The sequence below is a fragment of the Pandoraea pneumonica genome, assembly GCF_049918595.1.
Taxonomy (GTDB): Bacteria; Pseudomonadota; Gammaproteobacteria; order Burkholderiales; family Burkholderiaceae; genus Pandoraea; species Pandoraea pneumonica_A.
The window spans coordinates 324,857-351,441 of the sequence record NZ_JBNCRZ010000001.1 but is presented as its reverse complement, the minus strand read 5'-3'; the positions used below and the strand labels follow the sequence as shown (position 1 = coordinate 351,441).

The following is a 26,585-nucleotide window of genomic DNA, read 5'->3' as shown; positions in this document are numbered from 1 at the left end:
TCTTTTTGCCCGCATACAGTCGATCGCAGGACATCTGATAACACCCCACAACGCGAGGCACGCTATGAAGACCTTCTCCAGACGAACCTTTATGAAGGCCACGCTGGCCTCGGGCGCTGTGTTGGCGCTGCCGACGCTGGCGTTTGCCGAAGGCGGCACGCTGGCCGATATCAAGAAGCGCGGCAAGCTCACGGTCGGCACCGAAGCCGCTTACGAGCCGTTCGAATATGTCGAGAACGGTCAGGTCGTGGGCTACGGCCACGACGTGCTCGAACTGATGGCTGCGAAACTCGGCGTGAAGCTCGAGCAGATGAACCTGCCGTTCCAAGGTTTGTTGCCCGGCCTGATGTCGCACAAGTTCGACTTCGTGGCGACGAGCGTGGGCATTACGCCGGAGCGCGCCAAGCGTTTCGCGTTCAGTCAGCCGGTGGGCGTCGTGCGCTCGGTGCTGATGGTGCGCGCCGACGATAGCTCGATCAAACGCGACATGGATATCGGCGGCAAGACCGTGGGCACGCAGATGGGCTCGTCGTCGCAGCCGGTTGCCGACGAATTCGAGAAGGAATTGAAAGAGAAGACGGGCAAGGGCTACGCGGGGACCAAGCTGTTTCAGGCGTATCCCGATGTGTCGAACGCGCTGGCCAACAAAACGGTGGACGTCGCGCTGATGCCGTCGAATATCGCCGCCGTGCAGATGCGCAAGCAGCCCAATGCGTTCCGTATCGCAGGCGAAATCGGTCAGCCGAAGTTGCTCGCGTGGGTGGCTAACCCCAACGATCTCGAAATTCGCAAGTTCATCAACGACTCGCTCGACGAATTCCGCGCGAACGGCAAGCTCGCGGCATTGCAGAAGAAGTGGTTCGGTGCGCCGATGGAAACGCCGCACGAAAACTATCTGCCTGCGGGCGCGATCTGACGGCCGCCGCCATGTGGGAAGGGTTCGATAAAAGCGGGGTCATTGCACCGTTTCTCGAGGGCGTGGTCTCGGGCACGGCGGTGACCGTCGGCGCATCGGCGCTCGCGTTCGTGATCGGTATGGCGCTCGGCATCGTGCTGCTCATCGCGCGCATTGCGCCGTTCGCCCCGGTGCGCTCGTTCGTGGTGTTGTGGGTGAGCCTTATCCGTGGCACGCCGGCACTGATTCACATGCTGATCGCGTACTACATGGTGCCCGCGATGCTCGACATCTCGATCTCGCCGATCACGGCCGGGGTCGCGGCGTTGGCGTGCAACACGAGCGCCTACATCGTCGAGATCCTGCGCGGGGCACTTGGCACTATTTCGCCCGGGCAACGTGCCGCCGCGTACGCGCTGGGCATGCGCGCACCGTACGTCTGGCGCCACGTGTTGCTGCCGCAGGTGATCTACCGCGCGATTCCGCCGCTCACGAGCGAGTTCACGATTCTGCTCAAGGCGTCGTCGCTGATGTCGATCATCGCGGTGCCTGAACTGGCGACGGTGGCACGCAACGCGACCCTGCAAACCGATTTGCCGTTGCAGGTGTTTGCCGTCACGGCCGCCGTGTACTTCGTCATTCTGTTCTGTATCTCGGCCGCATCGCGACTGTGCGAGCGTCGGGTGTCGAGGATGCTGCCCCATGGTCATTGATTTCGGAATCGTCAAAGACGCCGTGCCGGTCTTGCTCGAAGGGCTGCGGGTGAGTGCACTGGTCAGTGTGATCGGCATTCCGCTGGGCATTCTGATCGGCATTGTCGCGGCCTACGCCACGCAATCTCGCACGCTGCTGAAGCCCGTGGCGCTCGCCTATGTAGAACTGGTACGCAACATCCCGTACCTGATCCTCGTCTATCTGTCGTTCTTCGGGCTACCCAAGCTGGGTGTCGGCGCGTCGGCCATGACGGTGGCGGTAGGGTGCACAGCGTTCTACACCGGCGGCTACTTCTGCGAAATTCTGCGCGCGGCATTGCGCAGTGTGGCGCGCGGTCAGACCCACGCGGCGCTCTCGCTCGGCATGACCTACTGGCAGACACAGCGCCACATTATCGCGCCGCAGTTGTTCGGCTTTTTGGTGCCGCCGACGACCAGCCTCGTGATCATGATGTTCAAAGACTCGGCGATCTTCTCGGTGATGAGCCTGCCGGAGATGACCTACCAGAGCAACTTGCTCACCGCTAACACCTTTGCCTACGTCGAAGTGCTCGGCACCACGGCGTTGCTTTACTGGGCCAGCAGCGTGGTGCTGGCCAGCGTCGGGCGCCGTCTGGAAACCGTGATCGGGCGACGTGCCCGACACGCTTAGCAGCCCCTCGACCTCTCTCGAATGTCACCACCCAAGGACAACACGATGACTACCTATACCGTTGCGCCGCGCGTCGGCCACCCGACACTGTTGTACTCGGAGCTCGATCTCGATATCGACAATCTGAAGGCCGATATCGCCGTGCTCGGCATGCCGTATGGGGCACCGTATGCGGCCTCCGACTTTAGCAACGATCAGACCAATGCGCCGTCGGCGATTCGTCAGGCGACGGACCGTGTGGCGCGCAAGCCTGACCACTACGACTTCGACATCGATGGCCCGTTGTTGCAAGGCCGTACCGATATCCGCTTTGTCGACTGTGGCGACATCATTCCCGATCTGACGAAGCCCGGTGAACACTACGCACGCGCCGAAGCCGCCGTGCGAAGGATTGCGGCGGGCGGGGCCATGCCCATCGTGCTCGGTGGCGACCACGGCATCACCACGCCGGTGTTGCGCGGGCTCGATCAGAAGGGGCCGATCACGCTCGTGCACATCGATGCGCATCTGGACTGGCGTGATGAAGTGAATGGCGTGCGCGAAGGGCTGTCGAGCCCGATTCGGCGCGCGTCGGAAATGGCGCACGTGGATCGCATCATCCAAATTGGTTTGCGCGCACAGGGCAGCGGTCGTGAAGCGGAACTCGTGGCGGCGCGCGCGTACGGCGCGGATTTGGTCACGGCGTACGAGTTGCACGATATCGGCATGGATGCCGTGCTCGACCGGATTCCCGATGGCGGCAACTACTACCTCACCATCGACGCCGACGGCCTCGATCCGTCGACGATGCCTGCTGTCGCCGGACCTGCGCCGGGTGGCGTGACGTTCGTACAGGCGCGCAAGCTGATTCACGGTTTGGTGCGCAAGGGCCGCGTGGTCGGTATGGACATTGTGGAAATCCAGCCCGAGAAAGACGACGCGAATCTGATCTCGTGCGTGACGGCAGGCCGGTTGATTCTGAACCTGATCGGTGCGTCGATTCGCGCTGGGTACTTCGACAAGCAGGTCGAAAAATGAATGCTCAATCGACGACCAACGCGCCGGTGATCGATATCCGGGGCATCGACAAGTGGTACGGCACGCACCACGTGCTCAAGCAATGCTCCACGCAGGTGAGCAAGGGCGAGATCGTGGTGGTGTGTGGGCCGTCGGGCTCGGGCAAGTCGACGCTAATCAAAACAGTCAACGCGCTGGAGCCGATTCAGAAGGGCGACATCGTCGTCGACGGTCTGTCGCTGATGGCGAAGACAACGCAGTTGCCCAAGCTGCGCAGCAAGGTCGGCATGGTGTTTCAGCACTTCGAGTTGTTCCCGCATCTCGACCTGACGCGCAACCTCACCTTGGCCCAGCAGATCGTGTTGGGACGTGACGCCGGTGCGGCGCGCACCAAGGCCCGAGCATTGCTCGACCGGGTAGGGCTGTCGGCCCATGCGCACAAATACCCGGGGCAGTTGTCGGGCGGTCAGCAGCAGCGCGTGGCGATTGCGCGCGCGCTGTCGATGGACCCGAAGGCGATGCTGTTCGACGAACCGACCTCGGCGCTCGACCCGGAAATGGTCAACGAAGTGCTCGACGTGATGGTGGAGCTCGCCCGCGACGGCATGACGATGATGGTGGTCACGCACGAAATGGGGTTTGCGCGGCGCGTGGCGCATCGCGTGGTCTTCATGGAAGACGGCGCCATTGTCGAGGATTGCCCCACCGGCGCGTTCTTTCAGGACACCGCTAACCCGGCAGTCAAACGCTTCCTCTCGAAAATTCTGACGCACTGAACTCACATGACACACACTCGAATCCGCAAATTCAACACCCGCGAAACGTATCCGGAGCAAAAGCTCGACAACGATCTGTGTCAGGCGGTTGTCGCGGGTAACACTATCTATCTGCGCGGCCAGATCGGTCAGGATCTGGACACGCGCGAGTCCGTTGGCATTGGCGACGTATCGGCACAAACCGAGAAGGCGATGGCTAACGTTGCGATGCTGCTCGACGAGTGCGGCAGCAAGCTCGAAGACATCTGCAAGGTCACCGTCTACATCATCGACCCGCGCTATCGCGAAGCTGTGTACAACGTGATGGGCCGGTGGCTCAAGGGCGTGTTCCCCGTGTCCACCGGTATCGTGGTGCAGGCACTGGCGCGCCCGGAATGGCTCGTGGAAATCGATGTGACGGCGGTGAAGCCTTAAGACGCCGCTGGTACGTCCGGCACGTCGATACCCATCAACGCCGAGCTCAGCGATTTGCCGTGGGCGTCAAGCGCGAGCGAGCGCGTGACGCCTCCGCCTAACGCCTTGCCCAGCACGAAGTTGAACGCGGCAAGGCGCGGCAACTCGTAGCGAACCACTTCCCCATGCACGACATCGCTCAGGAATGCCTTGACGTATTCCGGGGTCAGCACCACGCGCAAGTGTTCGTAATGGCGCGCGTCGTAGCAGATGACGGAGACATTCAACGTATTGCCTTTGTCGCCGGTGCGCGAGTGCGCAAGTTCACGTAGTTTCATTTCAGGCCTCGACAAAGGTGAACGCAGGGCGGGCATGTTCGCGCGGCAACAGCACCGACTGCACGGCGAGGACTTCACGGGTGGATTTGGTGACGCCGCCACCGCCCGCCGGTCCGTTCGTGTATAGCGTTTCGACTTCATTGCCGATACGCACGGCTTCTTCAGCCGACGCGGTGCGCCCGGTCACACGCACGCGGACTTCATACGGTTGCGCATGGCGTTCGCCCAGCGTTTCGCCGTGTAGTGCATTCACGCCGATCAGGTCGAAGCGCAACTCGCTGGTCTGTACGCCGGTGATCGTCAACCGTTCACGAACGATGTCGAGCGCCAATTTCGCGCGTGCGACCGCACCGGGCCCTGCGTACGAAATCTGCCCTTCGCCGATATAGCCGTCGACATATCCGACCGACACCTTTAGCGTGCCGGTGCGCGGCGTGCCCAATCCGCCCGTGACACGCACGCGATCCGTGGCTTCCTCCTCGACGATGACCTCGGAGAAGTCGGCCACAACGTCCGGTTGCAGATAGCGCTGCGGATTGTGAATCTCGTAGAGCAACTGTTCCTTGCAGGTCGCGGGCGTCACACGTCCGCCTGAACCGGCGACCTTGGTGATGACGACGGCACCCTCCGACGACACTTCGCCGATAGGGAAGCCGAGTCGCGCGAGATCAGGGACATCTTTCACGCCCGGATCCGCGAAATAGCCACCGGTGACTTGTCCCGCGCATTCGAGCAAGTGCCCTACGACAGTCGCCTGACCGAGGGTGCGCCAGTCATCCATTGCCCAGCCGAACGCGTGGATCAGTGGGGCGGTAAACAGCGACGGATCGGCGACGCGGCCGGTGAGCACGATGTCGGCGCCAGCAGCGAGCGCATCGACGATGCCCGAGGCCCCCAGATAAGCATTGGCCGACACAATGCGCTCGCGGTAGGCCGCGACCGGCTCGCCCGATTCTTCAAAATGCAGATCGCTGCGCAGTACGACGTCGAGCACGTCGTCGCCGGTGACGGCGGCAATTTTCAGGTGATCGAGCCCAAGCGAGCGGGCGATTTGGGCGGTCTTTTGTGCGGCAGCGACCGGGTTGGCCGCGCCCATGTTCGAGATGATGCGCACGCCGTTACGGACCGCAGCGGGCAGCACGGCACGCATGCGCGCTTCGAGCAGCGGATCGTAACCGTGTTGCGGGTCGCGGCGCCGCGCTTGTTGCGCGATCCCGATCGTGCGCTCGGCGAGGCATTCGAACACAAGGTAGTCGAGTGCGCCGTGTTCCGCGAGCTCGACGGCTGGTTCGATGCGGTCGCCGGAGTATCCCGCGCCCGCACCGATCCGGATGCGGCGCGTGTTTTGATGGGCTGTCATGCGAATGGCATCCGGTGAGTTTGGCTTAGAAAGAGAAAACGCCGAGGACGACGGCCGCGATCGTCATCACGATCGACGCACCGAACAGCAACGGAAACGTGAATTTCTGATGGTCGGCGAGATCGATGCCGCACAGGCCGACGACGAGGAACGTGGCGGGGGTGAGCGGGCTGACCGGGAAGCCCGTCGTCATCTGACCGAGCAGGGCCGCCTGACCGACTTGCACCGCCGGCACGCCGAGTTGTCCGGCGACTTCAGCAATGACCGGCAACACGCCGAAATAGAACGAGTCGGGATCGAACAGCATGCTCAGCGGCATGGACATCAAGCCGAGCGCCACGGGGATATGCCCCGCCATTTCAGGCGGTACGAAGCCGACAGCGGCCTGCGCCATCGCCTTTAGCATGCCGCTGCCTTGCATGATGCCGGTAAAGACGCCAGCGGCGAGCAACACCCCGGCCATCATCAGCGCGGCGCGCGCATGGGCATCGATGCGTTTGCGCTGCATGTCGACGTTCGGATAGTTCACCATCAGTGCGATACACAGGCCGACCATGAACATGATCGCGGGCGGAATCTTTTCGCCCATGACGACCATGGTGCCGAGCACGATCAGCGTGAGCACGATGTTGAACCAGAAGTTTTTCGGGCGACGCAGCGCCTGTTCTTCCGGCGTGAGTTCGCGCTTGGGGCTTGGCACCGACGTGCCGCCCCCGGTCAGGCCGAGGCGCTTCTCTTCTCGGCGGCCCAGCCAGTAGGCCATGCCGAACACGAACACCAGACCGACGGCCTGCACCGGGATCAACGGGTTGAATAGGCTCGACACGGGCAAGTGCAACGAAGCCGACGCGCGAATCATCGGGCCAGTCCACGGCAGGAAATTGATGCCTGCGGCCATCGATACCGCGGCCGCCAGCACACGGCGATCCATCCCCAAGCGGTCGTAGAGCGGCAGCATCGCCGGAATCGTGACGAGGAAGCACACGGCACCTGAGCCATCGAGATGAATCAGCAGCGCGAGCAACGTCGTACCCACGACGATGCGGCTAGGGCGGGTGCCCACGGCGCGCAGAATGCGATCGATGATCGGGTCGAGTGTGCCCGCGTCGGTGATGGTGCCGAAATAGAGAATCGCAAAGACAAACATGCCCACCACCGGGGCCAGACTCTTGAGCCCGTCGATCACGAACTTGCTGGTCTGAAACCCGAACCCGCCGATGAGCGACGCTGCAATCGGCACGATGATGAGCGCTACGAGCGGCGACATCCGTTTCGACAGAATCGCGCCGAGCAGTACGACGATGGTCGCCAGCCCCAGTAATGGCAGCATGAGCTTGTCTCCAATATTGTCTTTTAATGCGATGGAGCGTAAGTTCGGCACTGTGATAAATCAATTGAAATGATTTGATTGCAGTCATTAAAAACCATAATGGATCTGAACCTACGAGATATACGCGCGTTCATCGCCGTGGCACAGACCGGCAGCTTCACGCGCGCGGCCACGCGACTGCACTTGTCGCAACCCGCATTGACGGTGCAAATCCGGCGACTGGAGGAGACGGTGGGTGTGCGGTTGTTCGATCGCAATAGCCGCAACGTGGCGTTGACACCGACCGGCCGCGACCTGCTGCCGCTGTTGCAGAAATCGCTGCTCGATATGGAACAGGTGCTGGTCGATGCGCGCTCGCTAGGCGATGGCTCGACGGGGACGGTGCGCATTGCCTGCTTGCCCACGTTTGCTGCGAGTGTCTTGCCGGAGTTGATTCAGGAAGTGAAGGCGGTGGTGCCGCGCGCCGGATTCCACGTGCGCGATGCCGTGGCCGGGATGGTGAATACGCTCGTGCGCAATGAAGAGGTCGATATCGGCCTGACAGGTGGCGACCTGACCGACCCCGCGTTCGAAGTGCTGCATGCAGGAGGCGATCGGCTGGTCGCTGTGATGCCGCAGCAGCATTCGCTGGCTCGGCGTCGGCGCATCACGCTGGCAGATCTTGCCAACGAGCCATTGGTCTTGACCTCACCCGGCACGAGTGTGCGCGCCGTGGTCGACAGCGCGCTCGCCAATGCCGGTCACACGCCGGAGATTGCCTGCGAAGCGACCTACATGATGACGGCGGTCGCGATGGTGCGTGCAGGCCTCGGGGTCACGATCCTGCCTGCGTCGGCGCGTGAGGTGCGAGCCGAGCCGGATCTGCGCGTCAAGCCGATCGACGATCCCGCCTTCTTACGCCCCATCGCATTGATCAAGAAACGCGGACGCACGCTGCCGCCGGTGGCGGACACGTTTGTCTCGATGTTGATCGACCGGCTGTCGTCGGCGTGATGTCGTCGGCAAGATGGCGAAAGGCCATGCCGAGCGTCGGACGCGCATGCCTTAGCCACGTCTTAGCAGTGCTTCAGAAGCGTCGTCGGACGTAGACAGTGGCACCCGTGTCGTGCGAACGGAACAACGCGACGCGTGCGCTGGCGGAGACGGTCCAATCATCGGTGCGCACCTGCAAGCCACGTTGAGGGTTGGAGCCGAGCTTCGAATCTTCGTTGTTCCATTGCACGATGGAGACCTGCGCGACCGATGACGGCAGTCCATGAAGCAGGCTGGCATTGGCCTGTCCGGCGGGTTGTCCCGATAGTCCCGGTAGTCCCTGCGCGGCGGGCGCATTTGCCGAGAGATGCCGCACATCGTATTCGGGCTGCACAACGTAGGCGCTATCGACCGTCTCGTCGACGCGTGCGACCGACGGCGCATAGGGAAACAGCGCAGGGCCTTGATTGGCTACCGACGGCGGCGGCTGTTGCGGTGTGGTTTCGAAGTGGTGGAGATAACGGCGAGGCTCGGGGGCCATCGCAGCGGTCTCCGGCAGGGTAGGGGCAATGTTAGCCATCATCATCCCTTCGGATGAGTCTGCGCCTGGGCCGCCCGCGAATGCGAAGCCGCCGAGCGATAGGAGCATTGCGCCGACAATCGTTTCGTTCAGGCACGTCATGGACATGCCTCCCCTGGAGCGGTTGAAACGTCACGTGAGGGCCCCGCCTCTCCGGGCTGACCGCCCTTGCGGGCGAGCGTCCAGATGCTTACTTGTCGTCAGTGCTGATCATTGCTGATCGTGTGGACTGCACGTACAAATTGTAGTCAGCCAATTGCGCTTCGCCACCCCAATTTGTGCTGATCGCATGGCGCGCGCGCCAACACTCACGCCGTGAAGCCCGTGGCGTCGGCGTCTCCAGCGGAGTGATGGCTTACCCGTGAGGGAATTCACTGATGCTCGTCTTGTCGAGGCACACCGGCCTCGAAGGCCACCATGCTGCGCTGCGGGTTCGCGATGCGGATGCCGCGCTCGCGGAATGTGTCAGCAATGCGACGGTTGAATTCGCGCTGGACTCCCCAACGAGTTGTGTCGGTGCACTGCATTTGTCCGCTGAGCGCGAGGCCAGCGCCATCGACCTGATCGACGCCCCAATAGCTGAAGTCCGACTTGATGCCGTCGCGGAAGGCCGGGTCTTCACGCAGTGCAGCACCAATTTCCTTGAGCGTGGCGACGGCGCGGTCGATGTCTTCTCCATACGCAATGCTAACTTTCACCGCGGCATTGCCCAGCCCGCGGTTCGTGTTGTTGACGGTGGTCACGGAGCTGAACGGCACCGTGTACAGCGAGCCGTCGCTCGCCCGCAGCCGAACCGTGCGGATCGACAAATACTCCACGGTCCCCGAGACGCCCGCCAGCGTGACCCAGTCGCCGACCTGCAACGCGTTTTCCATCAGCAGGAAGATGCCGGTGATGAAGTCCTGCACCAACTTCTGTGAGCCGAAACCGAGTGCGACGCCGAAGATGCTGGCCCCAGCGACCAGCGGCCCGACGTTCACCCCGATTTCGCTCATGCCCGTGAGGATGACCACGAGCGCAATGCACGAGAACAGCAACGTGCGCAGCATCGGCAGGAGGGTGCGCAGGCGTGCCGCGCGCATCACGTCGCCTTGGTGAGTCCATTGCTGAAGGCGGCGCTCGATGGCGATGTTCGCGGCCTCCCACACGACGAGCGCGATCACGGCGGCAATGGCGATCGTCACGAGTGCCCCCGCCAAGCGGTGACCGATCATGCTCGATTCGAACGTTTGCCAGACCGGCACACCCCAGACCTGCAACAGCAGCACCAGCGTGATGATGCCGATGATGGTCGACAAAACGCCACGCACCAGCGGGTAATAGCGGTAAGCGTGGCGATGCACGAGCGTACGGTCTTCGTCGCGGCGCTCGAAGGCGCGCGAGAGGACGCCGAACAGCAGAATGGACAGCAGTCGCATGCCGATGATGACGGCCAGCGTGCGTCCGCCCAACGTAATCAACACGCGGTAGCCGTTGTGTACGTCGAGCGCCCAGATAAACCAGAGCGCCATCACGACAAAGATCGACGCGGGCGCCCATGCGTTAGCGAGCGTGCTGCCGACCGCGTTTAGCGACGGGTGTCTTGCACAGTAAGTGCGAATGCTGGTCGCGACGGGACGAGCGCATTGAATGATGAGCACCGAGACGAGCAGGTGGCCGATGAGCGCTACCGTCTTGATGAGCGCCGTGTGGCCCGCGTCGCTTAGTCCGAAGTTCGCCGCAATTTCTACCAGCGCCGTGCAAATGCCGACGACGAGGGCGATGCGCATGATCCATCGCTGCGCGAAGGCGGCCCATTGATCGCCGAGATGCAGCAACCGGAGTTGCGGTGCGTCGGGTTGGAAGAACAAGCGGCTGGCCAGTGTGATGAGTCGGCAGATCACATAGATGTCGATCAGCGATCCGAGGGCGGCTGCCGTCGGCGTGTCGTCTTCGACGAGTAGCGATATCATCAGGCTGGCGACGCCCGCGAAGACGAGCAGCGGCAGCAGGCGTAACAGCAGCGTGACAAAGGCGCGCGGCAGACGGCTGAGCAGTGTCTTATGCAGTAGCGCGCGTCCCTGGGCTTGCGACGCCTCCGAGGTGTCGGATGGGGAGGACGCGGTGCTACCGGTGGGGTCGTTGCGCTCGCCAGTGACGAAGCGTTGCGCTGCACTTTCGTGGCGTGCGGCGAGCCCCGTGAGCAAGCGCCTTAGCAACCGTTTCGCGATCCATTCGATGACGAATGCCGGAAAGAGTACGGCGAGAATGATCAACAGGGCGTGCGCGAAACCTGCACGTGCGTCGGCGTGATACACGGTGTCGCGCCACCAGCCGCCGACCGAGCCGACATCAAGCAGCGAATGCAGCGACTCACGCAGTCCCACGCCAATTTGTGCCGCCCAGCGCGACCCTTGATGCACCAGCATCGACGCCAGTCCGTTCGACTGCAAGGCGACGGGTGCTGGAGAGGCGGACGCTGCGGAAGCGGCGCTCGGGGCGCTAGCCGCGCTTGGCGGTGCGCTCAACACACCAACGGCTGCAATGGCCCGTAATGTGGTTTCCACGCGGGCGCGTTCTTGCGGATTCTCCAGCACCGAGAGCGCTTGCTGTGCTTGTTGGGGCGTGAGCGATGGTGTTGTGGTGACCGGCGTGCTCGCGGGTGCTGGCGCTGCGGCGGGCGTGGTCAGTGCGGCCAGGGGGGCCGCGAGCGGGTTAGGCGAGGCTGCCTGCGCAGCCATGACAAAGACGGTAAGCAGCCAGCCGATAAAGAGGTGTCGCATTGGATGGGCAGCGCGGGGCGCGCTCAAGCGCAGCCCCGTCAGAAGAAGCGATGGGCACAACTTAACATGACCGCGCCGCAGACCGAAACGTTCCGTCGGGCGCGCGCCATCATGGCATCAAGGCGCTGGCGGCATTGACGGGCGCAGGGTGATCCCAGTCCAGTGGCCGTCGGCCTGTAGCTCACCGATCAGATCGGCAATGCACTGCCGGACGGCGAGTGTGGCGGAACCCACTGGTAACGAGTTCGACCAGCACACGCTGGCGGGGCGCTGTAACTGCGGCGATACGATGCGCAGCGCTTTTGGTCGTAGTGCCGGATCGCGTGGCGCGAGCGCCGACGACGGCAAGATCGCACACGCGTCGCCCGCTCGGGCGATATCGATCAGCGTTGGCAACGAATCGATATCGGCAACGATATTCAGTTCGACATTGGCCTGCGAAAAGCTGCGTTCGATCAGCAGCCGCAGGCCGTTCGAGGCACTCGGCACTACCAAGGGCACATTCGCCAGGCGGGCCAGTTCGCAGGTACCGCTCGCCACGTCGTTGCCCCGCTCGCGCTGTCCTGCTGGCGCGTCCGCATAAATCTCCGGGCAGACCAGATGCCCGCCCATCACATACAGCTCTTCGTCGAACAGCGGCATGACGGAGATGCCACGCGTTTCAGAGTCGCGAAACAACATCGCCAGATCGAGCCGTCCGTTAGCCAACAACTCGCTGATGTAGCCGCTCATGCTCTCGAAAATCTGCAAGCGGATGCCGGGATATTGCGTGCGTACGCGCTGGAACAGCGGTACGGCAAGAATCGCGGCAATGGTTGTGGGAAAGCCCACGGCGACCGGCCCCGCTTCGCTGCCACCCCCTTCGCGCACTTCTTCGCGAATCTGCTCCATCTGACGCAGCACCACGCGCGCATGCCGGTACATCGTCTTGCCCGCTTCGGTCGGCACCACGCCTTGTGCACTGCGAATGAGCAACTGCGTGCCCAATTCCTCTTCGAGCGTGCGCAGTTGCTGGCTCAGCGACGGTTGCGCGATCAGCAGCCGTTCGGCCGCTTTAGACAGGCTGCCGCTATCGACGATGGCGACGAAGTTGCGCAGTTGCCGGACATCCATGATCGATCGGGAATAAGGGAAAGCCATAGCGTACCCCTATATGCACCCAGTTGAAACGCCGATGTGGCCAGGTTTTCCCGGTTGATGGGAACGATTCGGCGGTCAAGTCATAGGCGTGGCCTATGCCCGTATCCGAAATCGGTATTTCCTCCCCGATGTTTTGCGCGCCTATAGTGCGGCAGGAAAACGCATAAATCGGAGACAAAACAAATGCAGATGCGTGAACGCACTCCCCTTGGTACGGCCGAACATGCGCCCTCGGGCGGCACCGCTTCGACCGGCACAGCGCACCCGTGGCGCGACGCATGGTGGCGACTCATGGACATGCGCATCGGCATCGTGCCGCTGCCGGTTCACATCGTGCTGGCGCTCGCGCTGATCGCGACGGCGGTGACCGGCAAACTCTCGGCCGAGCTCTCGCCGATCATCGCGCTCCTCGCCGTGTGCAGCTTCACCTGCATGGAGATTGGCCAACGCATTCCGATTTTCCGCAGCATTGGCGGTCCGGTGATTCTGGTGACGTTTCTGCCGTCTTATCTGGTCTTCACGCATGCGTTGCCGCCGTCGGTGGTCACACCGATCGTCTCGTTCTGGAAGGCGGGCAACTTCCTGTATCTGTTCATTCCCGCGATTATCGTCGGCAGCATTCTGAGCATGGACCGCAAGGTGCTGATCGGCGGATTCCTGCGCATTTTCGTGCCACTGGTGATCGGTTCGTTGCTCGCCGGTGCGGTAGGAACGGCGGTAGGCACGTTGCTCGGCATGGGCGTGTTCCATACGATCTTCTTCGTCGTGATTCCGGTAATGTCCGGCGGTCTTGGCGAGGGCGTGATTCCGCTCACGCTCGGCTATTCCGAGGTGCTGCATCAACCCGCTGGCGAACTGCTGGCGCAGGCGTTGCCCGCCGTGATGCTGGGCAATGTGACGGCCATTGTTTTCTCGGGTGTGCTCAATGCCATCGGCAAGCGTTATCCGTCGTTGACCGGCAACGGACAACTGATGCGCTCGGGCGACGACGAACTGCCCGAGGCTGCCAAATCGACTTCCCCTGTCGATGCCACCGACATTGCCGCTGCGGGCATGATCGCCGTGTGTCTGTACTTCGTCGGCATGCTCGCGCAGAACACGCTGGGCCTGCCGGGTCCGGTGATGATGCTGGTGCTGGCTGTCGCGGCCAAGGTGTTCTTCGTGTTCTCGCCGCGTCTGGAGCAGGGCGCGGGCGTGGTCTACAAGTTCTTTGCGACGGCGGTCACGTATCCGCTGTTGTTCGCCATTGGCGTGGTCATTACGCCGTGGCAGAAGATTATCGATTCGTTCAACGTGCCGACCCTCGTGACCATTGTCGCGACCGTGGCCACGCTCATGGTGACAGCCTTCTTCGTGGGACGCCGCATGGACATGCATCCCATCGATGCGGCCATCGTGGTGGGCACGCATAGCGGGCTTGGCGGCACGGGCGACGTTGCCATTCTCACCGCCGCGAACCGCATGCGGTTGATGCCGTTCGCGCAGATTGCCACTCGCATCGGCGGCGCGATCACGATCACGCTGAGCCTCATCGTGCTCGCCAAGATCGTCTGACGCTTCGCCCATCTATCACTCTCATCCGGAGATCGTTGTCATGAGGCCCCTCGACGGCATCAAGGTTATCGCGCTCGAACACGCCATTGCGGCGCCGTTCTGCACCCGTCAACTGGCCGACCTCGGCGCTCGTGTCATCAAGATCGAGCGCCCCGGCGTGGGCGATTTCGCGCGGGCGTATGACGCGCGTGTCGAAGGCATGTCGTCGCACTTCGTCTGGACCAATCGCTCGAAAGAGAGCTTGGCGCTCGATCTGAAGCAGCCTGCTGCGCAAGACGTGTTGCACCGCTTGCTGGCCGACGCCGATGTGCTGGTGCAGAACCTCGCACCGGGCGCCGCCGACCGGCTTGGCTTGTCTTACGAAGCGCTGGCGGAGAAGTATCCGCAGATCATCGTGTGCGGCATTTCAGGCTACGGCCCAGACGGTCCGTATCGCGACAAGAAAGCGTACGACTTGCTGATTCAGAGTGAGTCGGGGTTCTTGTCGGTGACGGGTTCGCCTGAAGCGTCGGCGAAGGCGGGGTGCTCGATTGCGGATATTGCAGCGGGCATGTACGCGTACACCAACATTCTGTCGGCGCTGCTGCAACGTCAGAAGACCGGGCGCGGCTGCCGCATCGACGTCTCGATGCTGGAGTGCATGGTCGAGTGGATGGGTTTCCCGCTGTATTACGCGATCGACGATCAGACACCGCCGCCGCGTGCGGGCGCTGCGCACGCCACGATCTTCCCGTACGGGCCGTTCGTTTGCGGCGACGGTAAGACGGTGATGCTCGGCTTGCAGAACGAACGCGAGTGGAAGGTGTTCTGCGAGAAGGTGTTGGAGAACCCCGCGCTGACCGACGACGCTCGCTTTCGCTCGAACCCGTTGCGGCTTGAGAATCGCGAAATCTTGCGCGGCATCATCGACGACGCATTTATGCATCTGAGCGCCGCGCAACTGGTTGAGCGTCTCGATTCCGTCGGCATTGCCAACGCCAATCTGAATTCGATGCATGACGTGTGGAACCATCCGCAGTTGGCAGCGCGTGGTCGCTGGACACAAGTGCAGACGCCCAATGGTCCGGTCACCGCTCCGCTTCCGCCGGGTGTGCCTGCGTCGTTCGAACCGCGGATGGACCCGATTCCTGCGTTGGGGCAACACACCGACGCGATTCTCTCGGAGCTGGGACTCACCCCGGCACAGATCGCCGAGATGCACCGCGAGCACGCGGTTTGACGCCGCCGGAGATGCCGATCATGCCTTCTCGTTCGTGGTTGTTCGTACCGGGTAATCGTCCGGAGCGTTTCGATAAAGCGCTGGCCGCCGGGGCTGACGCGGTGATTGTCGATCTCGAAGATGCGGTGCCGCTTGCGGACAAACTGTCCGCGCGCGAGGCAGTGCGCGAATGGCTGACGAGCGACACGTCTTCCGTCGACACGCCTATTTATGTGCGCATCAATGCGGTGACCACCGACTGGTTTGCCGACGACGTGCGTGCGCTTGCGGCTTTGCCGCGCGTGGCCGGTTTGGTGGTGCCAAAAGCCGAGGACGCCGCGACGCTGATCGCCGCGGCCACTGGTGCGCACGAGGCGTTGCGCATCGTGCCGCTGATCGAGACGGCGAGGGCGTTCGGCGCGCTCGATGCGATTGCGGGGGCGCCACGCGTCGAGCGGCTGATGTTCGGCACGATCGATTTTCAACTCGACATCGGGATTGAGGGCGACGGCGACGAGTTGCTCTACTTCCGCTCGCAACTGACGCTGGCATCGCGACTCGCGGGCATTGGGGCGCCGGTCGACGGCGTGACAACCGTGTTCGATGACGCCACGGTGATCGAGCAGGAAGCCCGACGCGCGCGACGTCTCGGGTTTCGCGGCAAGCTATGCATTCACCCGAAGCAGATCGCCGCGGTGCATGCTGCTTTCGCGTGGCGCGACGACGAGGTCGTGTGGGCGCGACGCGTCATCGAAGCGACCGAAGCCAGCGGCGGCGCGGCCGTCGCACTGGACGGGAAGATGGTGGACACGCCGGTGTTGCTGAAGGCGCAGGAGATATTGGCTAGTTCGGTGGGGTGATGTTGGTCGAGGGTGCTGATTTCGTCGATATTGCCGCCGCGATCTGCATGGCCGCGTCTTTCAGGGGCGGCACAAAGCGTCGCACGGCCTCTGCGGGACTCACGGCCTGATCAAGATAGATCACGTTCAGACTGGCGAGCACACGACCGTCGCATGGGATAGCGACGGCCACGGCACCGATCTTGCGCTGATCCAGCCAGTCGCCGTGATTCGAGCCAAAGCCGTTGTCGCGCGTCTGTCGTACGAGGTTGCGGACAAAGGCGTCGTCGCTGGCAAAGCGCTGCTGCAACTCGCCGCCGGTGCCCGTGCGCAGCAAGTCGAGAATGTCTTCGCGTTCAGCGTCAGGACACATGCCGAAGTATGCGCGCCCAGCGGCGGTGAACAGCATCGGCAGGCGACGGCCGACCATCGCACGGTGAAACGACAGTGGGCTGAAGCGATGTGTTGTCTCGCGAATGATCATGGCGTCGCCATCGGGTGTGGTCAGGTCCGATGGCCATACGACGCGCTGCATTAACTGCCCCATCACCGGGGGAGCGACCGTCGCGACACGCTCGTCGTCGGTAAAGCCTTCGCTGAGCGAGCGCACGGCGAGTGCCAGCCGAAAGGTGTCGTCAGAGGTGCTGCGTCGCACTAACCCTTCCTCCAGCAATGTCTCGAGCAAACGCCTCACGGTCGTGCGATGCAGGCCAGTAGCTTCGCTCAGTTGCGCAGGCGTTGCGCGACCTCGTTCCATGACGTTCATGGCTCGCAACACCAATAGCCCACGCGACAAGCCTCGAACGTTCGGGTACTTGCTCATCAAAAATCCCATATAAATCAATCTTGTGCATTCTATGCACATTTCGGTGAAAGTGTTGAGCGCTTTTTGCGACCTGCATAAACTCGAAAAAAATCAGAGCGCTAACGGAGACACCGTCCCTATCCGTCCGAACGACATTCGCCGAAGGCTGGCCGTTCGACTGCGGATCCTGGCCCGACCCGGGCCAACGAAGCGAAGACAAGCGGACACCACGATCCGCCACCGATTCACCTACAGCGGCACGTCATCACTACGCGAGAGATAGGCGCGGGGGCGTGCTCGTGCCCAAGAAAAGTAAAGGAGCGAGACACATGACTACTTCCGTCAATGCGTCCAATGCCATGGCAGACATCACAACCGACGTCGCCATTGTCGGTGCGGGCCCCGTCGGGCTGATGATTGCCAATATCCTTGGCCTGCAAGGCGTGCGCGCCACTATCATCGAGAAGCTCGATCAGCTCATCGACTATCCGCGCGCGATCGGTCTGGATGACGAAGCGCTGCGTGTGTTTCAAGCGGTGGGCCTCACCGATGCCTTGCTCCCCCACACCACGCCCGATCACTGGATGCGTTTTCTCACGCGCGACGGCCATTGCTTTGCGTCGATCGAGCCGCGCACCGACGAGTTCGGCTGGTCGCGTCGTAATGCGTTCATTCAGCCTCTGGCCGATCGCGTCCTGTTCGACGGCCTGGCGCGCTTTGCGCACGTCGAGGTGCTGTTCGGTCATGGCGTCGAGGCCTGCACACAGGACGAACACGGCGTCACGCTGACGACGCGCAAGGGCGACGGCGAAACGCGCACAGTTCGCGCGGCTTACGTCGTAGGCGCGGACGGCGGTAACAGCCTCATTCGCCGCCTCTTGCATGTGCCGTTCGAGGGGCGCACTAAGCCGAACCAGTGGATCGTGGTCGACGTGCGCAATGACCCGGTCGGCTCGCCGCACGTGTACCTGCATTGCGATCATGATCGCCCGTATGTATCGGCCGCATTGCCGCATGGCATTCGGCGTTTTGAATTCATGGTGATGCCGGGCGAGACGGAAGATGAGTTGTCCAGACCGGAAAATCTGGCTGCGCTGATCCGCAAGGTGGTCGCGTATCCCGATAGGGTCGATTACATCCGCAAACGGGTCTACACGCACAACGCGCGGCTGGCCGGGACGTTCCGTGTCGAACGGGTGCTGCTCGCAGGAGACGCCGCGCACATCATGCCGGTGTGGCAGGGGCAGGGCTACAACAGTGGCATTCGCGACGCGAACAATCTCGGCTGGAAGCTCGCGATGGTCGTGAAGGGCCAGTGCCACGGTGCGTTGCTCGACACCTACACGGCCGAACGGCGCGCGCATGCGCGCGCCATGATCCATCTGTCAGAAGTGGCGGGCGACATCTTCGCCCCGACTACGCGCCTTGGTGTGCGCTTCCGCGATGTCTTCGTGCGCAGCCTAAATTGGTTTCCGTCCGTCAAGCGTTACTTCGTCGAGATGCGCTTCAAGCCGATGCCGCGTTACGAAGAGGGCGTGGTCCTGCTCCCGCCGCCCACGAGCACCGGCGGATGGCTCGCGCGGCGACTGGAGCGTTCAGGAAATTCGGCTCCGGGGCGCCTGCTCGGTTTGATGAGCCAGAAGCGCGATTCCTGGTTCGGCCGTTGGGTGTACGGCCGCGATCCGTCTGCCGGCTCCCCGGCCGGGCGTCTGTTCATTCAGCCGCGAGTGCGAACGATCGACGGGGAAACCCGCCGACTTGACGACGTCATCGGCAATCACTTCGCCGTGATCGGCTGGGGAGCCGATCCGACATTTGGTCTGACGCCGGAAGCACGCGTCGTTGCAAAGCAGCTCGGGGTTCGCTTCGTGCTCGCCAAGCCGGACACCCAGCTCGCGTTTATGGACGACGTGCCGGACGGTGTTATCGCGATCGGTGATGCACAGGGTCGCCTCAAGGAGTGGTTTGGCGCGCGTGCGCAGTCGGTGGTGTTGATGCGCCCAGACCGCTTCATTGCAGGGGTTTGCGCGCCGCAGGAAGTCTCGGATTCGCTTTTGAAACTGGCTCGCAAAGCGGCGCTCGTGGAGGACCCGATTCGTCTCGTGGCGAGTGGACTCTCGCCGGTGCCGCCGCGCATCGATAACGACATTGTGTTGACCCAAGTTGCCGGAGCCTGAGCATGCCGATTCATCTTGAATGCCTGTCGCACACGCCGCTGCACGGCTATTTCGACCCAGACGATGACGTGGTGTCGGAAGTGGCGCGCGTACAGGCGGCTGCGCAAGCGCGTGTGCGCGAGTTTGACCCAGAGCTCGTGGTCGTGTTCGCGCCCGATCACTTCAACGGGTTTTTCTATGACGTCATGCCACCGTTCTGTATTGGTGCGCAGGCCACGGCCATTGGTGACTTCAAGAGTCTCGCGGGCACGCTGCCGGTGCCGTCGAACATCGCACATGCACTCACAGAGCACGTGTTGTCGAGTGATATCGACGTTGCACTGTCGTACCGCATGCAGGTCGACCACGGCTTCGCCTATGCCCTGGAAGTGCTGACAAGCCGCCTCGATGCCTATCCCGTCGTACCGGTATTCATCAACTCGGTCGCGCCTCCGATGGCAACGCTTCGCCGCTCACGGTTGCTTGGCGATGCGATCGGTCGGTTCTTCGCGCAAACGGATAAGCGCGTGCTCGTGGTTGGCTCGGGCGGCATTTCACATGAGCCTCCCGTACCCGAGCTCATCGGCGCAACAGAAGAAGTCGCCGAGCGTTTGATTGCCGGACGCAATCCGTCAGCCGAATCTCGTGCGGCGCGTCAGGCGCGCACGGTGGCCGCGGCGAAGGCATTCGCCGCGGGAAGCAGCCATATGCATCCGCTCAATCCGCAATGGGACCGCGATTTCCTGCAAACCCTGGCAGACGGCGACTGGCGCGTCATCGACGCGATGAGCAACGATGCCATCACGCGAGACGGCGGCAAGTCCGCGCACGAGATCCGCGCGTGGGTTGCCGCGTTCGCAATGCTCGCCGTCTATGGCGAATACCGCGCGAGCGTCGATTACTACCGTCCGATTCCCGAATGGATCGCGGGTTTTGCGGCCATGCACGCTTCGCCGCAGCCGCTGTTGGCCGCAGCGGCTTGAACACGAGAAACGAGAGTCACCACGAGGATTTTCCAATGTCGAATGCCCAACTGATTCACCTGCTTGCCGATCGCCTTCGTGAGGCGGAAGCCTCACGTCGAACCATCGCACCCGTGCGCGGCGAGATCGCGCTCGACGACATGGCGACTGCCTACGCGGTGCAACAGCGCAACGTTGACGCGCGGGTGGCCAATGGCGAGCGCATTGTCGGGCGCAAGATCGGCCTGACCTCGCTGGCCGTGCAAAAGCAACTTGGCGTGGACCAGCCCGACTTCGGCGCGCTGTTCGCGAGCATGGCATACGGCGACGCGCAGCCGATGCCGCTTGCCAGTCTTATCCAACCGAAGGTCGAAGCCGAAATCGCGCTCGTGCTTGAGCGTGACCTGGTGCAGGAGACGCACACATTCGCCGACATTCTTTGCGCGAGTGCCTACGCTGTGGCGGCCGTGGAAGTTGTTGACAGTCGGATCGAGCAGTGGGATATCCGCTTCGTCGATACCGTGGCCGACAACGCGTCGAGCGCGCTGTTTGTACTCGGCAGCCGCCCCGTGAAGCTCTCGGACGTCGATCTCACGGCCTGTGCGATGACACTCTCGCGCGACAACGAAGTGCTGTCGCGCGGCAACGGCGCGGCGTGCCTGGGCAATCCTCTCAATGCCGCCGTCTGGCTCGCAGACCGCATGTCGCAGCTCGGCACGCCACTGCGCGCGGGCGACATCGTGCTCACCGGCGCGCTTGGGCCAATGGTGCCGGTCACGCAAGCGGGAACGTTCGTCGCCGAGATCGAGGGTCTGGGCAGCGTCCGCGCGGTCTTTTCGTGAGGCGCACTGCGTCCGATATCCCATCCATCAGCGTGACAGGGCAAACCCGGCGTCAACCGCCATCGCGGTAATTTCGCTATCAACACCATCACCGCCATCAAGAGCGGACTTCGTGAATCTGGAGACTCAGCAATGAATGAATCATCCCAAGGCGTCGCGGCCTCGAAGGGAAGCCTCGCGACGATCGGTTTGTGTCTGGCCATCGCACTGCTCGAAGGCCTTGATCTGCAATCGGCTGGCGTGGCGGCACCACGCATCGCAAAGGAGTTCGGTTTGAGCGTGGCGCAGATGGGGTGGGCGTTCAGCGCCGGCGCCATCGGACTGCTGCCGGGCGCCGCACTAGGCGGGCGGCTGGCCGATCGCTGGGGGCGCAAACGCGTGCTGATGTTGTCTGTCGCGTTGTTCGGCATTTTCTCGCTCTTCACCGCACATGTGTGGAGTTTCGAATCGCTGTTGACGGCGCGCTTTCTCACCGGTCTTGGCCTTGGTGCTGCCATGCCCAACCTCATTGCCCTGTGTGCCGAAGCAGCGCCGCAGGGGCATCGCAACATCGCCGTCGGTGCGATGTATTGCGGCATGCCGTTCGGTGCAGCACTCGCGGCCGTCATCGGTATCGTCAGCCCGAGCGAGGAGGGATGGCGTCATGTGTTTTATGTCGGCGGTTTCGGTCCGTTGCTGATGGTGCCGTTGCTTGGCCGGTGTCTGCGTGAGTCCGCGCAGTTCGTCGAAACGCGACTGGCACGGGCATCGAACGCCGCATTACCGAGCGCCACACCCGGTGTAACGCACGCGCTGTGGAAGGAAGGCCGCACACGCACGACCATTGCGCTATGGGTTAGCTATCTCGGCACGCTGATCGTGCTGTATTTCCTGATGAACTGGCTGCCGTCGATGGTCGTGGCCAACGGCTTGTCCCGCGAACAGGCGGGCGTGGCGATCATGATGTTCAACGTGGGCGGCGGCCTCGGTGCCATTGGTATTTCGAACGTGATGGACCGCTTTTCGCCGCGCCTGACGGTGATCGGCATGTATCTCGGCATTGCGTTGTCGCTGGCCGGGCTGTCGAGCGCCATCGGTGCGTTGACGATGGCCTGCGGTGCTTTCTTCTGCGGCCTGTTTCTCGTGGGTGGGCAGTCGGTGCTGTATTCGATGGCGGGTCAGGCGTATCCCACCGAAATTCGCGGAACGGGGGTTGGCGCCGCGGTGGCGATCGGCCGACTCGGCTCGATTCTCGGACCGCTGATCGCGGGGCAATTGTTTGCGTTGGGGCAGAGCGCGTCGATGCTCGTGTCCTCGAGCATTCCACTGATCGTGATCGCCGCCATCGCCGCGTTGACCGTCGTGGCGACCTTCGAGCCTCGCGTCGAGGCGGGCGCCGTTCAGCCGGGGCACTGAATACGTGTTTGCGAAGTTTTGCGCATTTCAAGTGTGGAATTTTCTAATTTATGAATCTCCGAATCTGATAAGGGAAGGTCATCATGACGGCAATCACTGAAGCGTCGACGAGCCGCTTCGTCACCATTCGCGACGCGGACACCGTGTTTCGCATTCATTACAACGACGTCGGCAGCGGTTCAGAGACGGTTGTGATGCTGCACGGCTCGGGGCCCGGCGCTACGGGCTGGGCCAACTTCAGCCGCAACATTGAGCCGTTGGTTGACGCGGGATATCGCGTCCTTCTGGTCGACTGCCCTGGATGGGGCAAGAGCGATCCCGTGGTCAACACCGGATCGCGTTCCGAGCTCAACGCTCGAGTTCTTAAGGCCGTGCTCGACGAGTTGGACATCGAGCGAGTGCACATCATTGGAAATTCGATGGGGGGACACAGCACGGTGGCATTTGCGTTGTCGAACCCGGCGCGCGTCGGCAAGTTAATTCTGATGGGCGGTGGCACTGGCGGACCCAGCCAATTCGTGGCGATGCCGACCGAAGGCATCAAGTTGCTCAACGGTTTGTACAAGGAGCCGAGCATCGAGAATTTGCGGCGGATGATGAATGTGTTCGTCTTCGATGCCAGCGCCATCACCGACGATCTGATGCAGGCCAGGCTCGACAATATGCTCGCGTCTCGTGAACACCTCGAGAACTTCGTGAAGAGCCTTGCGGCGAATCCGAAGCAGTTCACGGACTACGGCGCGCGGCTCGGTGAGATTGCTGCGTCGACGTTGATCGTCTGGGGGCGCGAAGACCGTTTTGTGCCGATGGACGTTGGTTTGCGCCTGCTGGCAGGGCTGCCCAACGCTCAGTTGCACGTGTTCAATCGCTGCGGCCACTGGGTGCAGTGGGAGCACGCCGACGCGTTCAATCGCATGGTTCTTGATTTCCTGGCGCATTGAAGTGATGAAAATTGATGCGCAGCAATGAGGCTCTGCGCTGACGGAGCCCATTGTTTTGCATCAGCGGTGATGTAAAACAAATAACTCAGTAATCAGACGCTAATGGTTACGCCGGGTTCGGAGGCGCGCCGTTAGAAATTAACTCCGTAATGCCCTACGGTGTGCCAGGAACCCTCGAGCAATCTAACAATAAACTCCGTAACTGCGAGCGATGGACAACCGAAAAAGCTCATTCAACTAAACAGACCGAGCGCCCGGGCGGCCTCGATCGCTTCTCTGCGACTACGTACGCCAAGTTTGTCGAAGATGCGCTGCATGTACCACTTGACTGTTCCCTCAGTGATGCCAAGGCGCAAACCGACAAAGCGTCCTGTGATCCCTTGACTCATCAACGCAAGTATCTCAAGTTCGCGATTGTTAAGCGGGGCGAGCGCCGAGTCGGCCACGCTCGGCGTCAGGTGAATCGCAGCGGCATTGAGACGCGCGTCCATATCCCGCATCATCATCCGAGCAAAGACCTTTTCGTCGACGTTGAGCAACCCCTCGGCTTCGTAGAGTTTGACGAGCAATGCGTGTGCCGGTGCGCCCTCGTCAATCATCGTGCGCACCATACCTAGTTGCTTGCACAGCCGTAACGCCGGCGCAAGGAGTCGCAGCGCACCACCCACATCGCCGGAAAGCCATTTTCCATGCGCCGCAAGTACGGCGAACTGAACAGCTAACCGATAGCATTTGCGCGACAGGCAATACTCCATCCAGCGTCGCATCAATGTCGATGCCGCCTTGCCTTGACCCGAACATAGCGTGATCCTGCCCCAGGTCATGGCCATGGCGGCCTCGCGCACGGTAGCACCGTCGCCGGGAAGTTTCGGGGCATCGGACAACAGTCCCATATCCTTGCCGATGGTCCTGGCTTCATCGATTCGGCCTGCCGACAGGAATTGCCGTACCTGCTCCGCCTGAAATGCCCGTGTCACATGCGATAGCGCATACGCCGATGCGAAATCAAGTCCTCGGTCAAGTGCGGCGGCAGCTTGTGAGGCGTCACCCGAGACGGCAAGTAGCCGGGACTGTGTCAGGAAATAGGCGACTGCGTATTCGACCAGTCCGCCGGGTTGAATCATCTCAGGGCTCGCATCGATGAGCCTTCGCGCCTCGTCGAGTTCGTTGCGTTCGTAGTGGACCTGAGCCGTGAGCACCGCTGGCATTGCCATGACACCCGGTGGCGCGCCAACCAAATGTTTTGATAGTTCCGACGCTTGCGTGTACGCGTGCAGCGCCTCTGTCACATTGCCGCTGCACTCGTGCGTCAATCCGAGAATGCAACTGTGCCAGACCATAGCGTTTCGCAGCCCGCTGCCCTGATACTGGTCGAGCGCCTTGGCTGATGCCATCGTCAGCCCCGCGTTGTCCATCTGGTAGGCGCGAGCGAGCATGAGCACGCTGTTGGCCGTACCGGTGATGAAGCGGCCACCATACGGATAACGCTCAAGCCATTGTTCGCTGAGGCTTGCCGCATCGGCAATTTCACCGCAATGAAATGCGAGAACCAGACGCCGGTGAAGTAACAACTCGTCGAGTACGCCACGGACATCAGGATGCGTGCTCAAGTGCTGTTGCACGGTTTCGAGCAAATGACGTGCCCGGCCAAAATTCCAGTTCATCATTTCCATCCACGCCTGATCGAGCGCGAGGCGGGGAAACTTGCTGATTGTCGCCTGCGGTACCGATCGCACGGCCAGTTGAAATGCACTGTGATTGCCGATGTAAGCGAGCGTGTTGCAGGTGGCCTCAAGCGTTTTCGCAATAAATGGCATGTCTTGCGTCGCGCAGGCAAGCGCCAGCGCTTCTTCCGCGAACTGGTGCTCGCGAAACCACAAGCTGGCCGTTCGCAGCAACCGAACCCGTTCCTCCGGATAGATGGCTTCGAGGCGCTTTTGCAAAAACTCCTGAAAGAGCGGGTGGTACCGATACCATTGGCCCTCGCCATCGAGCCCGACGAGAAAGAGATTCGCGCGCATCAGATAGTCGAGGATCTCTGCGCTGACCATATGTGACAGAAGTGCGTCGCAGTTTCGCGTGCATAGCCGTCCGAGAATCGATGTCTTGAGCAGAAATTCCTGTATCTCCGGGCGCTGTGCGTCCAACACGTTCTGTAGCAGATAACCGCTGATGTCCTGATTCCTGCCCGAAAAATGGCGAATGACGTCCACGGGGTCGCGCGCTTTCTCCAAAGCGATGCGCGCCAGTTGCAGTCCCATGCCCCAGCCTTCGGTCATGCGCAGCAGTGTCTCGATCTGGGTTGGCTCGACCGTGCGGCCCGCGCACACCTGAAAGTACTCGCTGGCTTCGTCGACGCCGAAGCTCAGCGCCTGAGCGTCGATCACGGTCAGGCGGCTTTCCGCACGCAGACGCCAAAAGGGATGATGCTGGACGTCTCGGGCCGCCAGGACGAACGTCACCGTGTCGGGCGAGTAGCGGAGCAGGGCTTCGAGCATCTCCGTGAGCGTTGCACTCGCGGCGTAATGAATGTCATCGAGGAAAACGACCACCGGGTGCTCGAGACCGGCGAGTTCCGCAAGGGCCGCGTCGAGGTAGACATCGACATCCATGCCGCTTCGCCCGTGGAACAAACTGAAGTAACGCTCGCCGAATCCGGGGCAGGCCCGCTGAACAGCCGCCATCAGGTAAGTCAGGAAGTTGACGGGGGCGGCGTCGTGCCGATCGACGCTGACCCAGCCGGCACGTTCGCCGCGTGCCTTGATCGAGGCGAAGGCCTGACTCATCAGAATCGTCTTGCCGTATCCGGCGGGAGCACAGATCAGGATGGCGCGGTGCGAGTCGTCTGTCAGCATCTGCGTCAGACGTCGTCGCTCGAGCCATGCGTTCGACTTTGGCGCGGGCGCGAGTTTGGTTGGAATCAGCGTAGGTAGCATGGGCAGACAGGACGTGGCGCCGAGCCACCTGCGTCGCGGGCGGCAATGCC

General features: G+C 62.2%; 23 protein-coding genes. 15 read left to right on the top strand and 8 right to left on the bottom strand.

Annotated elements, in window-relative coordinates; all coding sequences use genetic code 11:
- Positions 1-64 precede the first annotated feature (64 nt).
- Genes ACPWR9_RS01625 through ACPWR9_RS01600 form a run of 6 tightly spaced genes read left to right on the top strand, consistent with a single transcriptional unit; the run spans position 65 to position 4,446 of the window.
- The gene (locus ACPWR9_RS01625) at positions 65-916 is read left to right on the top strand and encodes a transporter substrate-binding domain-containing protein (protein WP_426312585.1); all 852 of its coding nucleotides are present in this window, start codon (positions 65-67) and stop codon (positions 914-916) included.
- 11 nt (positions 917-927) lie between these two features.
- A complete protein-coding gene (locus ACPWR9_RS01620; protein ID WP_426312584.1) occupies positions 928-1,608 on the top strand; it encodes an amino acid ABC transporter permease in 681 nt (226 codons plus the stop codon).
- Complete coding sequence (locus tag ACPWR9_RS01615) at positions 1,598-2,260, top strand: amino acid ABC transporter permease (RefSeq protein ID WP_426312583.1); 663 nt, start codon at positions 1,598-1,600, stop codon at positions 2,258-2,260. Before ACPWR9_RS01620 ends, ACPWR9_RS01615 begins: the two co-directional genes overlap by 11 nt.
- Positions 2,261-2,305: 45 nt before the next feature.
- A complete protein-coding gene (locus tag ACPWR9_RS01610; protein ID WP_426312582.1) occupies positions 2,306-3,277 on the top strand; it encodes an agmatinase in 972 nt (323 codons plus the stop codon).
- The gene (locus ACPWR9_RS01605) at positions 3,274-4,032 is read left to right on the top strand and encodes an amino acid ABC transporter ATP-binding protein (protein ID WP_426312581.1); all 759 of its coding nucleotides are present in this window, start codon (positions 3,274-3,276) and stop codon (positions 4,030-4,032) included. Before ACPWR9_RS01610 ends, ACPWR9_RS01605 begins: the two co-directional genes overlap by 4 nt.
- 6 nt (positions 4,033-4,038) lie before the next feature.
- Positions 4,039-4,446, top strand: a complete 408-nt coding sequence (locus ACPWR9_RS01600; protein WP_426312580.1) for a RidA family protein — start codon at positions 4,039-4,041, stop codon at positions 4,444-4,446.
- On the opposite strand, the gene ACPWR9_RS01595 is transcribed toward ACPWR9_RS01600, so the two are convergent.
- The 3 genes from ACPWR9_RS01595 to ACPWR9_RS01585 are packed head-to-tail and all read right to left on the bottom strand — an operon-like array spanning position 4,443 to position 7,453.
- Entirely contained in the window at positions 4,443-4,763 is a 321-nt protein-coding gene (locus ACPWR9_RS01595; protein ID WP_426312578.1) for an AtuA-related protein, read from the bottom strand. The two genes, ACPWR9_RS01600 and ACPWR9_RS01595, sit on opposite strands and share 4 nt — an antisense overlap.
- A 1-nt stretch (position 4,764) precedes the next feature.
- Positions 4,765-6,123 carry an acyclic terpene utilization AtuA family protein gene (locus ACPWR9_RS01590; RefSeq protein ID WP_426312577.1) on the bottom strand — a complete coding sequence of 453 codons (1,359 nt, stop codon included), beginning with the start codon at positions 6,121-6,123 and terminating at the stop codon, positions 4,765-4,767.
- A gap of 25 nt (positions 6,124-6,148) precedes the next feature.
- On the bottom strand, positions 6,149-7,453 hold the full coding sequence (locus ACPWR9_RS01585) for a CitMHS family transporter (protein ID WP_426312576.1): 1,305 nt from the start codon (positions 7,451-7,453) through the stop codon (positions 6,149-6,151).
- 99 nt (positions 7,454-7,552) lie between these two features.
- Here ACPWR9_RS01585 and ACPWR9_RS01580 point away from each other — a divergent pair, with 99 nt between their 5' ends.
- Positions 7,553-8,446, top strand: coding sequence for a LysR family transcriptional regulator (locus ACPWR9_RS01580; protein ID WP_426312574.1), 894 nt, complete (start codon positions 7,553-7,555; stop codon positions 8,444-8,446).
- Between the two features lie 73 nt (positions 8,447-8,519).
- Here the strand turns inward: ACPWR9_RS01580 and ACPWR9_RS01575 are convergent, their stop codons facing one another.
- From ACPWR9_RS01575 to ACPWR9_RS01565, 3 genes are all read right to left on the bottom strand, one after another.
- Positions 8,520-9,107, bottom strand: a complete 588-nt coding sequence (locus ACPWR9_RS01575; protein WP_426312572.1) for a hypothetical protein — start codon at positions 9,105-9,107, stop codon at positions 8,520-8,522.
- A gap of 269 nt (positions 9,108-9,376) precedes the next feature.
- Entirely contained in the window at positions 9,377-11,767 is a 2,391-nt protein-coding gene (locus tag ACPWR9_RS01570) for a mechanosensitive ion channel family protein (RefSeq protein WP_426312571.1), read from the bottom strand.
- Between the two features lie 117 nt (positions 11,768-11,884).
- A complete protein-coding gene (locus ACPWR9_RS01565; RefSeq protein WP_426312858.1) occupies positions 11,885-12,880 on the bottom strand; it encodes a LysR substrate-binding domain-containing protein in 996 nt (331 codons plus the stop codon).
- A gap of 210 nt (positions 12,881-13,090) precedes the next feature.
- Here ACPWR9_RS01565 and ACPWR9_RS01560 point away from each other — a divergent pair, with 210 nt between their 5' ends.
- The 3 genes from ACPWR9_RS01560 to ACPWR9_RS01550 are packed head-to-tail and all read left to right on the top strand — an operon-like array spanning position 13,091 to position 16,519.
- Complete coding sequence (locus tag ACPWR9_RS01560) at positions 13,091-14,461, top strand: 2-hydroxycarboxylate transporter family protein (RefSeq protein ID WP_426312570.1); 1,371 nt, start codon at positions 13,091-13,093, stop codon at positions 14,459-14,461.
- Positions 14,462-14,501: 40 nt separating this feature from the next.
- A complete protein-coding gene (locus tag ACPWR9_RS01555; protein WP_426312569.1) occupies positions 14,502-15,680 on the top strand; it encodes a CaiB/BaiF CoA transferase family protein in 1,179 nt (392 codons plus the stop codon).
- A 20-nt stretch (positions 15,681-15,700) separates the two neighbouring features.
- On the top strand, positions 15,701-16,519 hold the full coding sequence (locus ACPWR9_RS01550) for an HpcH/HpaI aldolase/citrate lyase family protein (protein ID WP_426312568.1): 819 nt from the start codon (positions 15,701-15,703) through the stop codon (positions 16,517-16,519).
- On the opposite strand, the gene ACPWR9_RS01545 is transcribed toward ACPWR9_RS01550, so the two are convergent.
- Positions 16,503-17,321 (bottom strand): DNA-binding transcriptional regulator, encoded by an 819-nt coding sequence (locus tag ACPWR9_RS01545; protein WP_426312567.1) that lies wholly within the window; start codon positions 17,319-17,321, stop codon positions 16,503-16,505. The two genes, ACPWR9_RS01550 and ACPWR9_RS01545, sit on opposite strands and share 17 nt — an antisense overlap.
- Positions 17,322-17,632: 311 nt before the next feature.
- On the opposite strand from ACPWR9_RS01545, the gene ACPWR9_RS01540 reads away from it, so the two are divergent.
- The 5 genes from ACPWR9_RS01540 to ACPWR9_RS01520 all read left to right on the top strand — a co-directional run bounded on the left by ACPWR9_RS01540 (position 17,633) and on the right by ACPWR9_RS01520 (position 23,599).
- The gene (locus tag ACPWR9_RS01540; protein ID WP_426312566.1) at positions 17,633-19,480 is read left to right on the top strand and encodes a bifunctional 3-(3-hydroxy-phenyl)propionate/3-hydroxycinnamic acid hydroxylase; all 1,848 of its coding nucleotides are present in this window, start codon (positions 17,633-17,635) and stop codon (positions 19,478-19,480) included.
- Positions 19,481-19,482: 2 nt separating this feature from the next.
- The gene (locus ACPWR9_RS01535; RefSeq protein ID WP_426312565.1) at positions 19,483-20,442 is read left to right on the top strand and encodes a 3-carboxyethylcatechol 2,3-dioxygenase; all 960 of its coding nucleotides are present in this window, start codon (positions 19,483-19,485) and stop codon (positions 20,440-20,442) included.
- 35 nt (positions 20,443-20,477) lie between these two features.
- Positions 20,478-21,263, top strand: a complete 786-nt coding sequence (gene mhpD / locus ACPWR9_RS01530; RefSeq protein WP_426312564.1) for a 2-keto-4-pentenoate hydratase — start codon at positions 20,478-20,480, stop codon at positions 21,261-21,263.
- Between the two features lie 132 nt (positions 21,264-21,395).
- Positions 21,396-22,658, top strand: coding sequence for a 3-(3-hydroxy-phenyl)propionate transporter MhpT (gene mhpT, locus ACPWR9_RS01525; RefSeq protein ID WP_426312563.1), 1,263 nt, complete (start codon positions 21,396-21,398; stop codon positions 22,656-22,658).
- Positions 22,659-22,741: 83 nt separating this feature from the next.
- On the top strand, positions 22,742-23,599 hold the full coding sequence (locus tag ACPWR9_RS01520) for an alpha/beta fold hydrolase (RefSeq protein WP_426312562.1): 858 nt from the start codon (positions 22,742-22,744) through the stop codon (positions 23,597-23,599).
- Positions 23,600-23,832: 233 nt separating this feature from the next.
- Here the strand turns inward: ACPWR9_RS01520 and ACPWR9_RS01515 are convergent, their stop codons facing one another.
- Positions 23,833-26,535: a LuxR C-terminal-related transcriptional regulator gene (locus ACPWR9_RS01515; protein ID WP_426312561.1), complete on the bottom strand. Its 2,703-nt coding sequence runs from the start codon at positions 26,533-26,535 to the stop codon at positions 23,833-23,835.
- Positions 26,536-26,585 lie beyond the last annotated feature (50 nt).

Bases quoted from the DNA above. Each gene is read 5' to 3' on its own strand.
- ACPWR9_RS01625 (WP_426312585.1), top strand. From the start codon at position 65: ATGAAGACCTTCTCCAGACGAACCTTTATGAAGGCCACGCTGGCCTCG.
- ACPWR9_RS01620 (WP_426312584.1), top strand. From the start codon at position 928: ATGTGGGAAGGGTTCGATAAAAGCGGGGTCATTGCACCGTTTCTCGAG.
- ACPWR9_RS01615 (WP_426312583.1), top strand. From the start codon at position 1,598: ATGGTCATTGATTTCGGAATCGTCAAAGACGCCGTGCCGGTCTTGCTC.
- ACPWR9_RS01610 (WP_426312582.1), top strand. From the start codon at position 2,306: ATGACTACCTATACCGTTGCGCCGCGCGTCGGCCACCCGACACTGTTG.
- ACPWR9_RS01605 (WP_426312581.1), top strand. From the start codon at position 3,274: ATGAATGCTCAATCGACGACCAACGCGCCGGTGATCGATATCCGGGGC.
- ACPWR9_RS01600 (WP_426312580.1), top strand. From the start codon at position 4,039: ATGACACACACTCGAATCCGCAAATTCAACACCCGCGAAACGTATCCG.
- ACPWR9_RS01595 (WP_426312578.1), bottom strand. From the start codon at position 4,763: ATGAAACTACGTGAACTTGCGCACTCGCGCACCGGCGACAAAGGCAAT.
- ACPWR9_RS01590 (WP_426312577.1), bottom strand. From the start codon at position 6,123: ATGACAGCCCATCAAAACACGCGCCGCATCCGGATCGGTGCGGGCGCG.
- ACPWR9_RS01585 (WP_426312576.1), bottom strand. From the start codon at position 7,453: ATGCTGCCATTACTGGGGCTGGCGACCATCGTCGTACTGCTCGGCGCG.
- ACPWR9_RS01580 (WP_426312574.1), top strand. From the start codon at position 7,553: ATGGATCTGAACCTACGAGATATACGCGCGTTCATCGCCGTGGCACAG.
- ACPWR9_RS01575 (WP_426312572.1), bottom strand. From the start codon at position 9,107: ATGACGTGCCTGAACGAAACGATTGTCGGCGCAATGCTCCTATCGCTC.
- ACPWR9_RS01570 (WP_426312571.1), bottom strand. From the start codon at position 11,767: ATGCGACACCTCTTTATCGGCTGGCTGCTTACCGTCTTTGTCATGGCT.
- ACPWR9_RS01565 (WP_426312858.1), bottom strand. From the start codon at position 12,880: ATGGATGTCCGGCAACTGCGCAACTTCGTCGCCATCGTCGATAGCGGC.
- ACPWR9_RS01560 (WP_426312570.1), top strand. From the start codon at position 13,091: ATGCAGATGCGTGAACGCACTCCCCTTGGTACGGCCGAACATGCGCCC.
- ACPWR9_RS01555 (WP_426312569.1), top strand. From the start codon at position 14,502: ATGAGGCCCCTCGACGGCATCAAGGTTATCGCGCTCGAACACGCCATT.
- ACPWR9_RS01550 (WP_426312568.1), top strand. From the start codon at position 15,701: ATGCCTTCTCGTTCGTGGTTGTTCGTACCGGGTAATCGTCCGGAGCGT.
- ACPWR9_RS01545 (WP_426312567.1), bottom strand. From the start codon at position 17,321: ATGAGCAAGTACCCGAACGTTCGAGGCTTGTCGCGTGGGCTATTGGTG.
- ACPWR9_RS01540 (WP_426312566.1), top strand. From the start codon at position 17,633: ATGACTACTTCCGTCAATGCGTCCAATGCCATGGCAGACATCACAACC.
- ACPWR9_RS01535 (WP_426312565.1), top strand. From the start codon at position 19,483: ATGCCGATTCATCTTGAATGCCTGTCGCACACGCCGCTGCACGGCTAT.
- mhpD (WP_426312564.1), top strand. From the start codon at position 20,478: ATGTCGAATGCCCAACTGATTCACCTGCTTGCCGATCGCCTTCGTGAG.
- mhpT (WP_426312563.1), top strand. From the start codon at position 21,396: ATGAATGAATCATCCCAAGGCGTCGCGGCCTCGAAGGGAAGCCTCGCG.
- ACPWR9_RS01520 (WP_426312562.1), top strand. From the start codon at position 22,742: ATGACGGCAATCACTGAAGCGTCGACGAGCCGCTTCGTCACCATTCGC.
- ACPWR9_RS01515 (WP_426312561.1), bottom strand. From the start codon at position 26,535: ATGCTACCTACGCTGATTCCAACCAAACTCGCGCCCGCGCCAAAGTCG.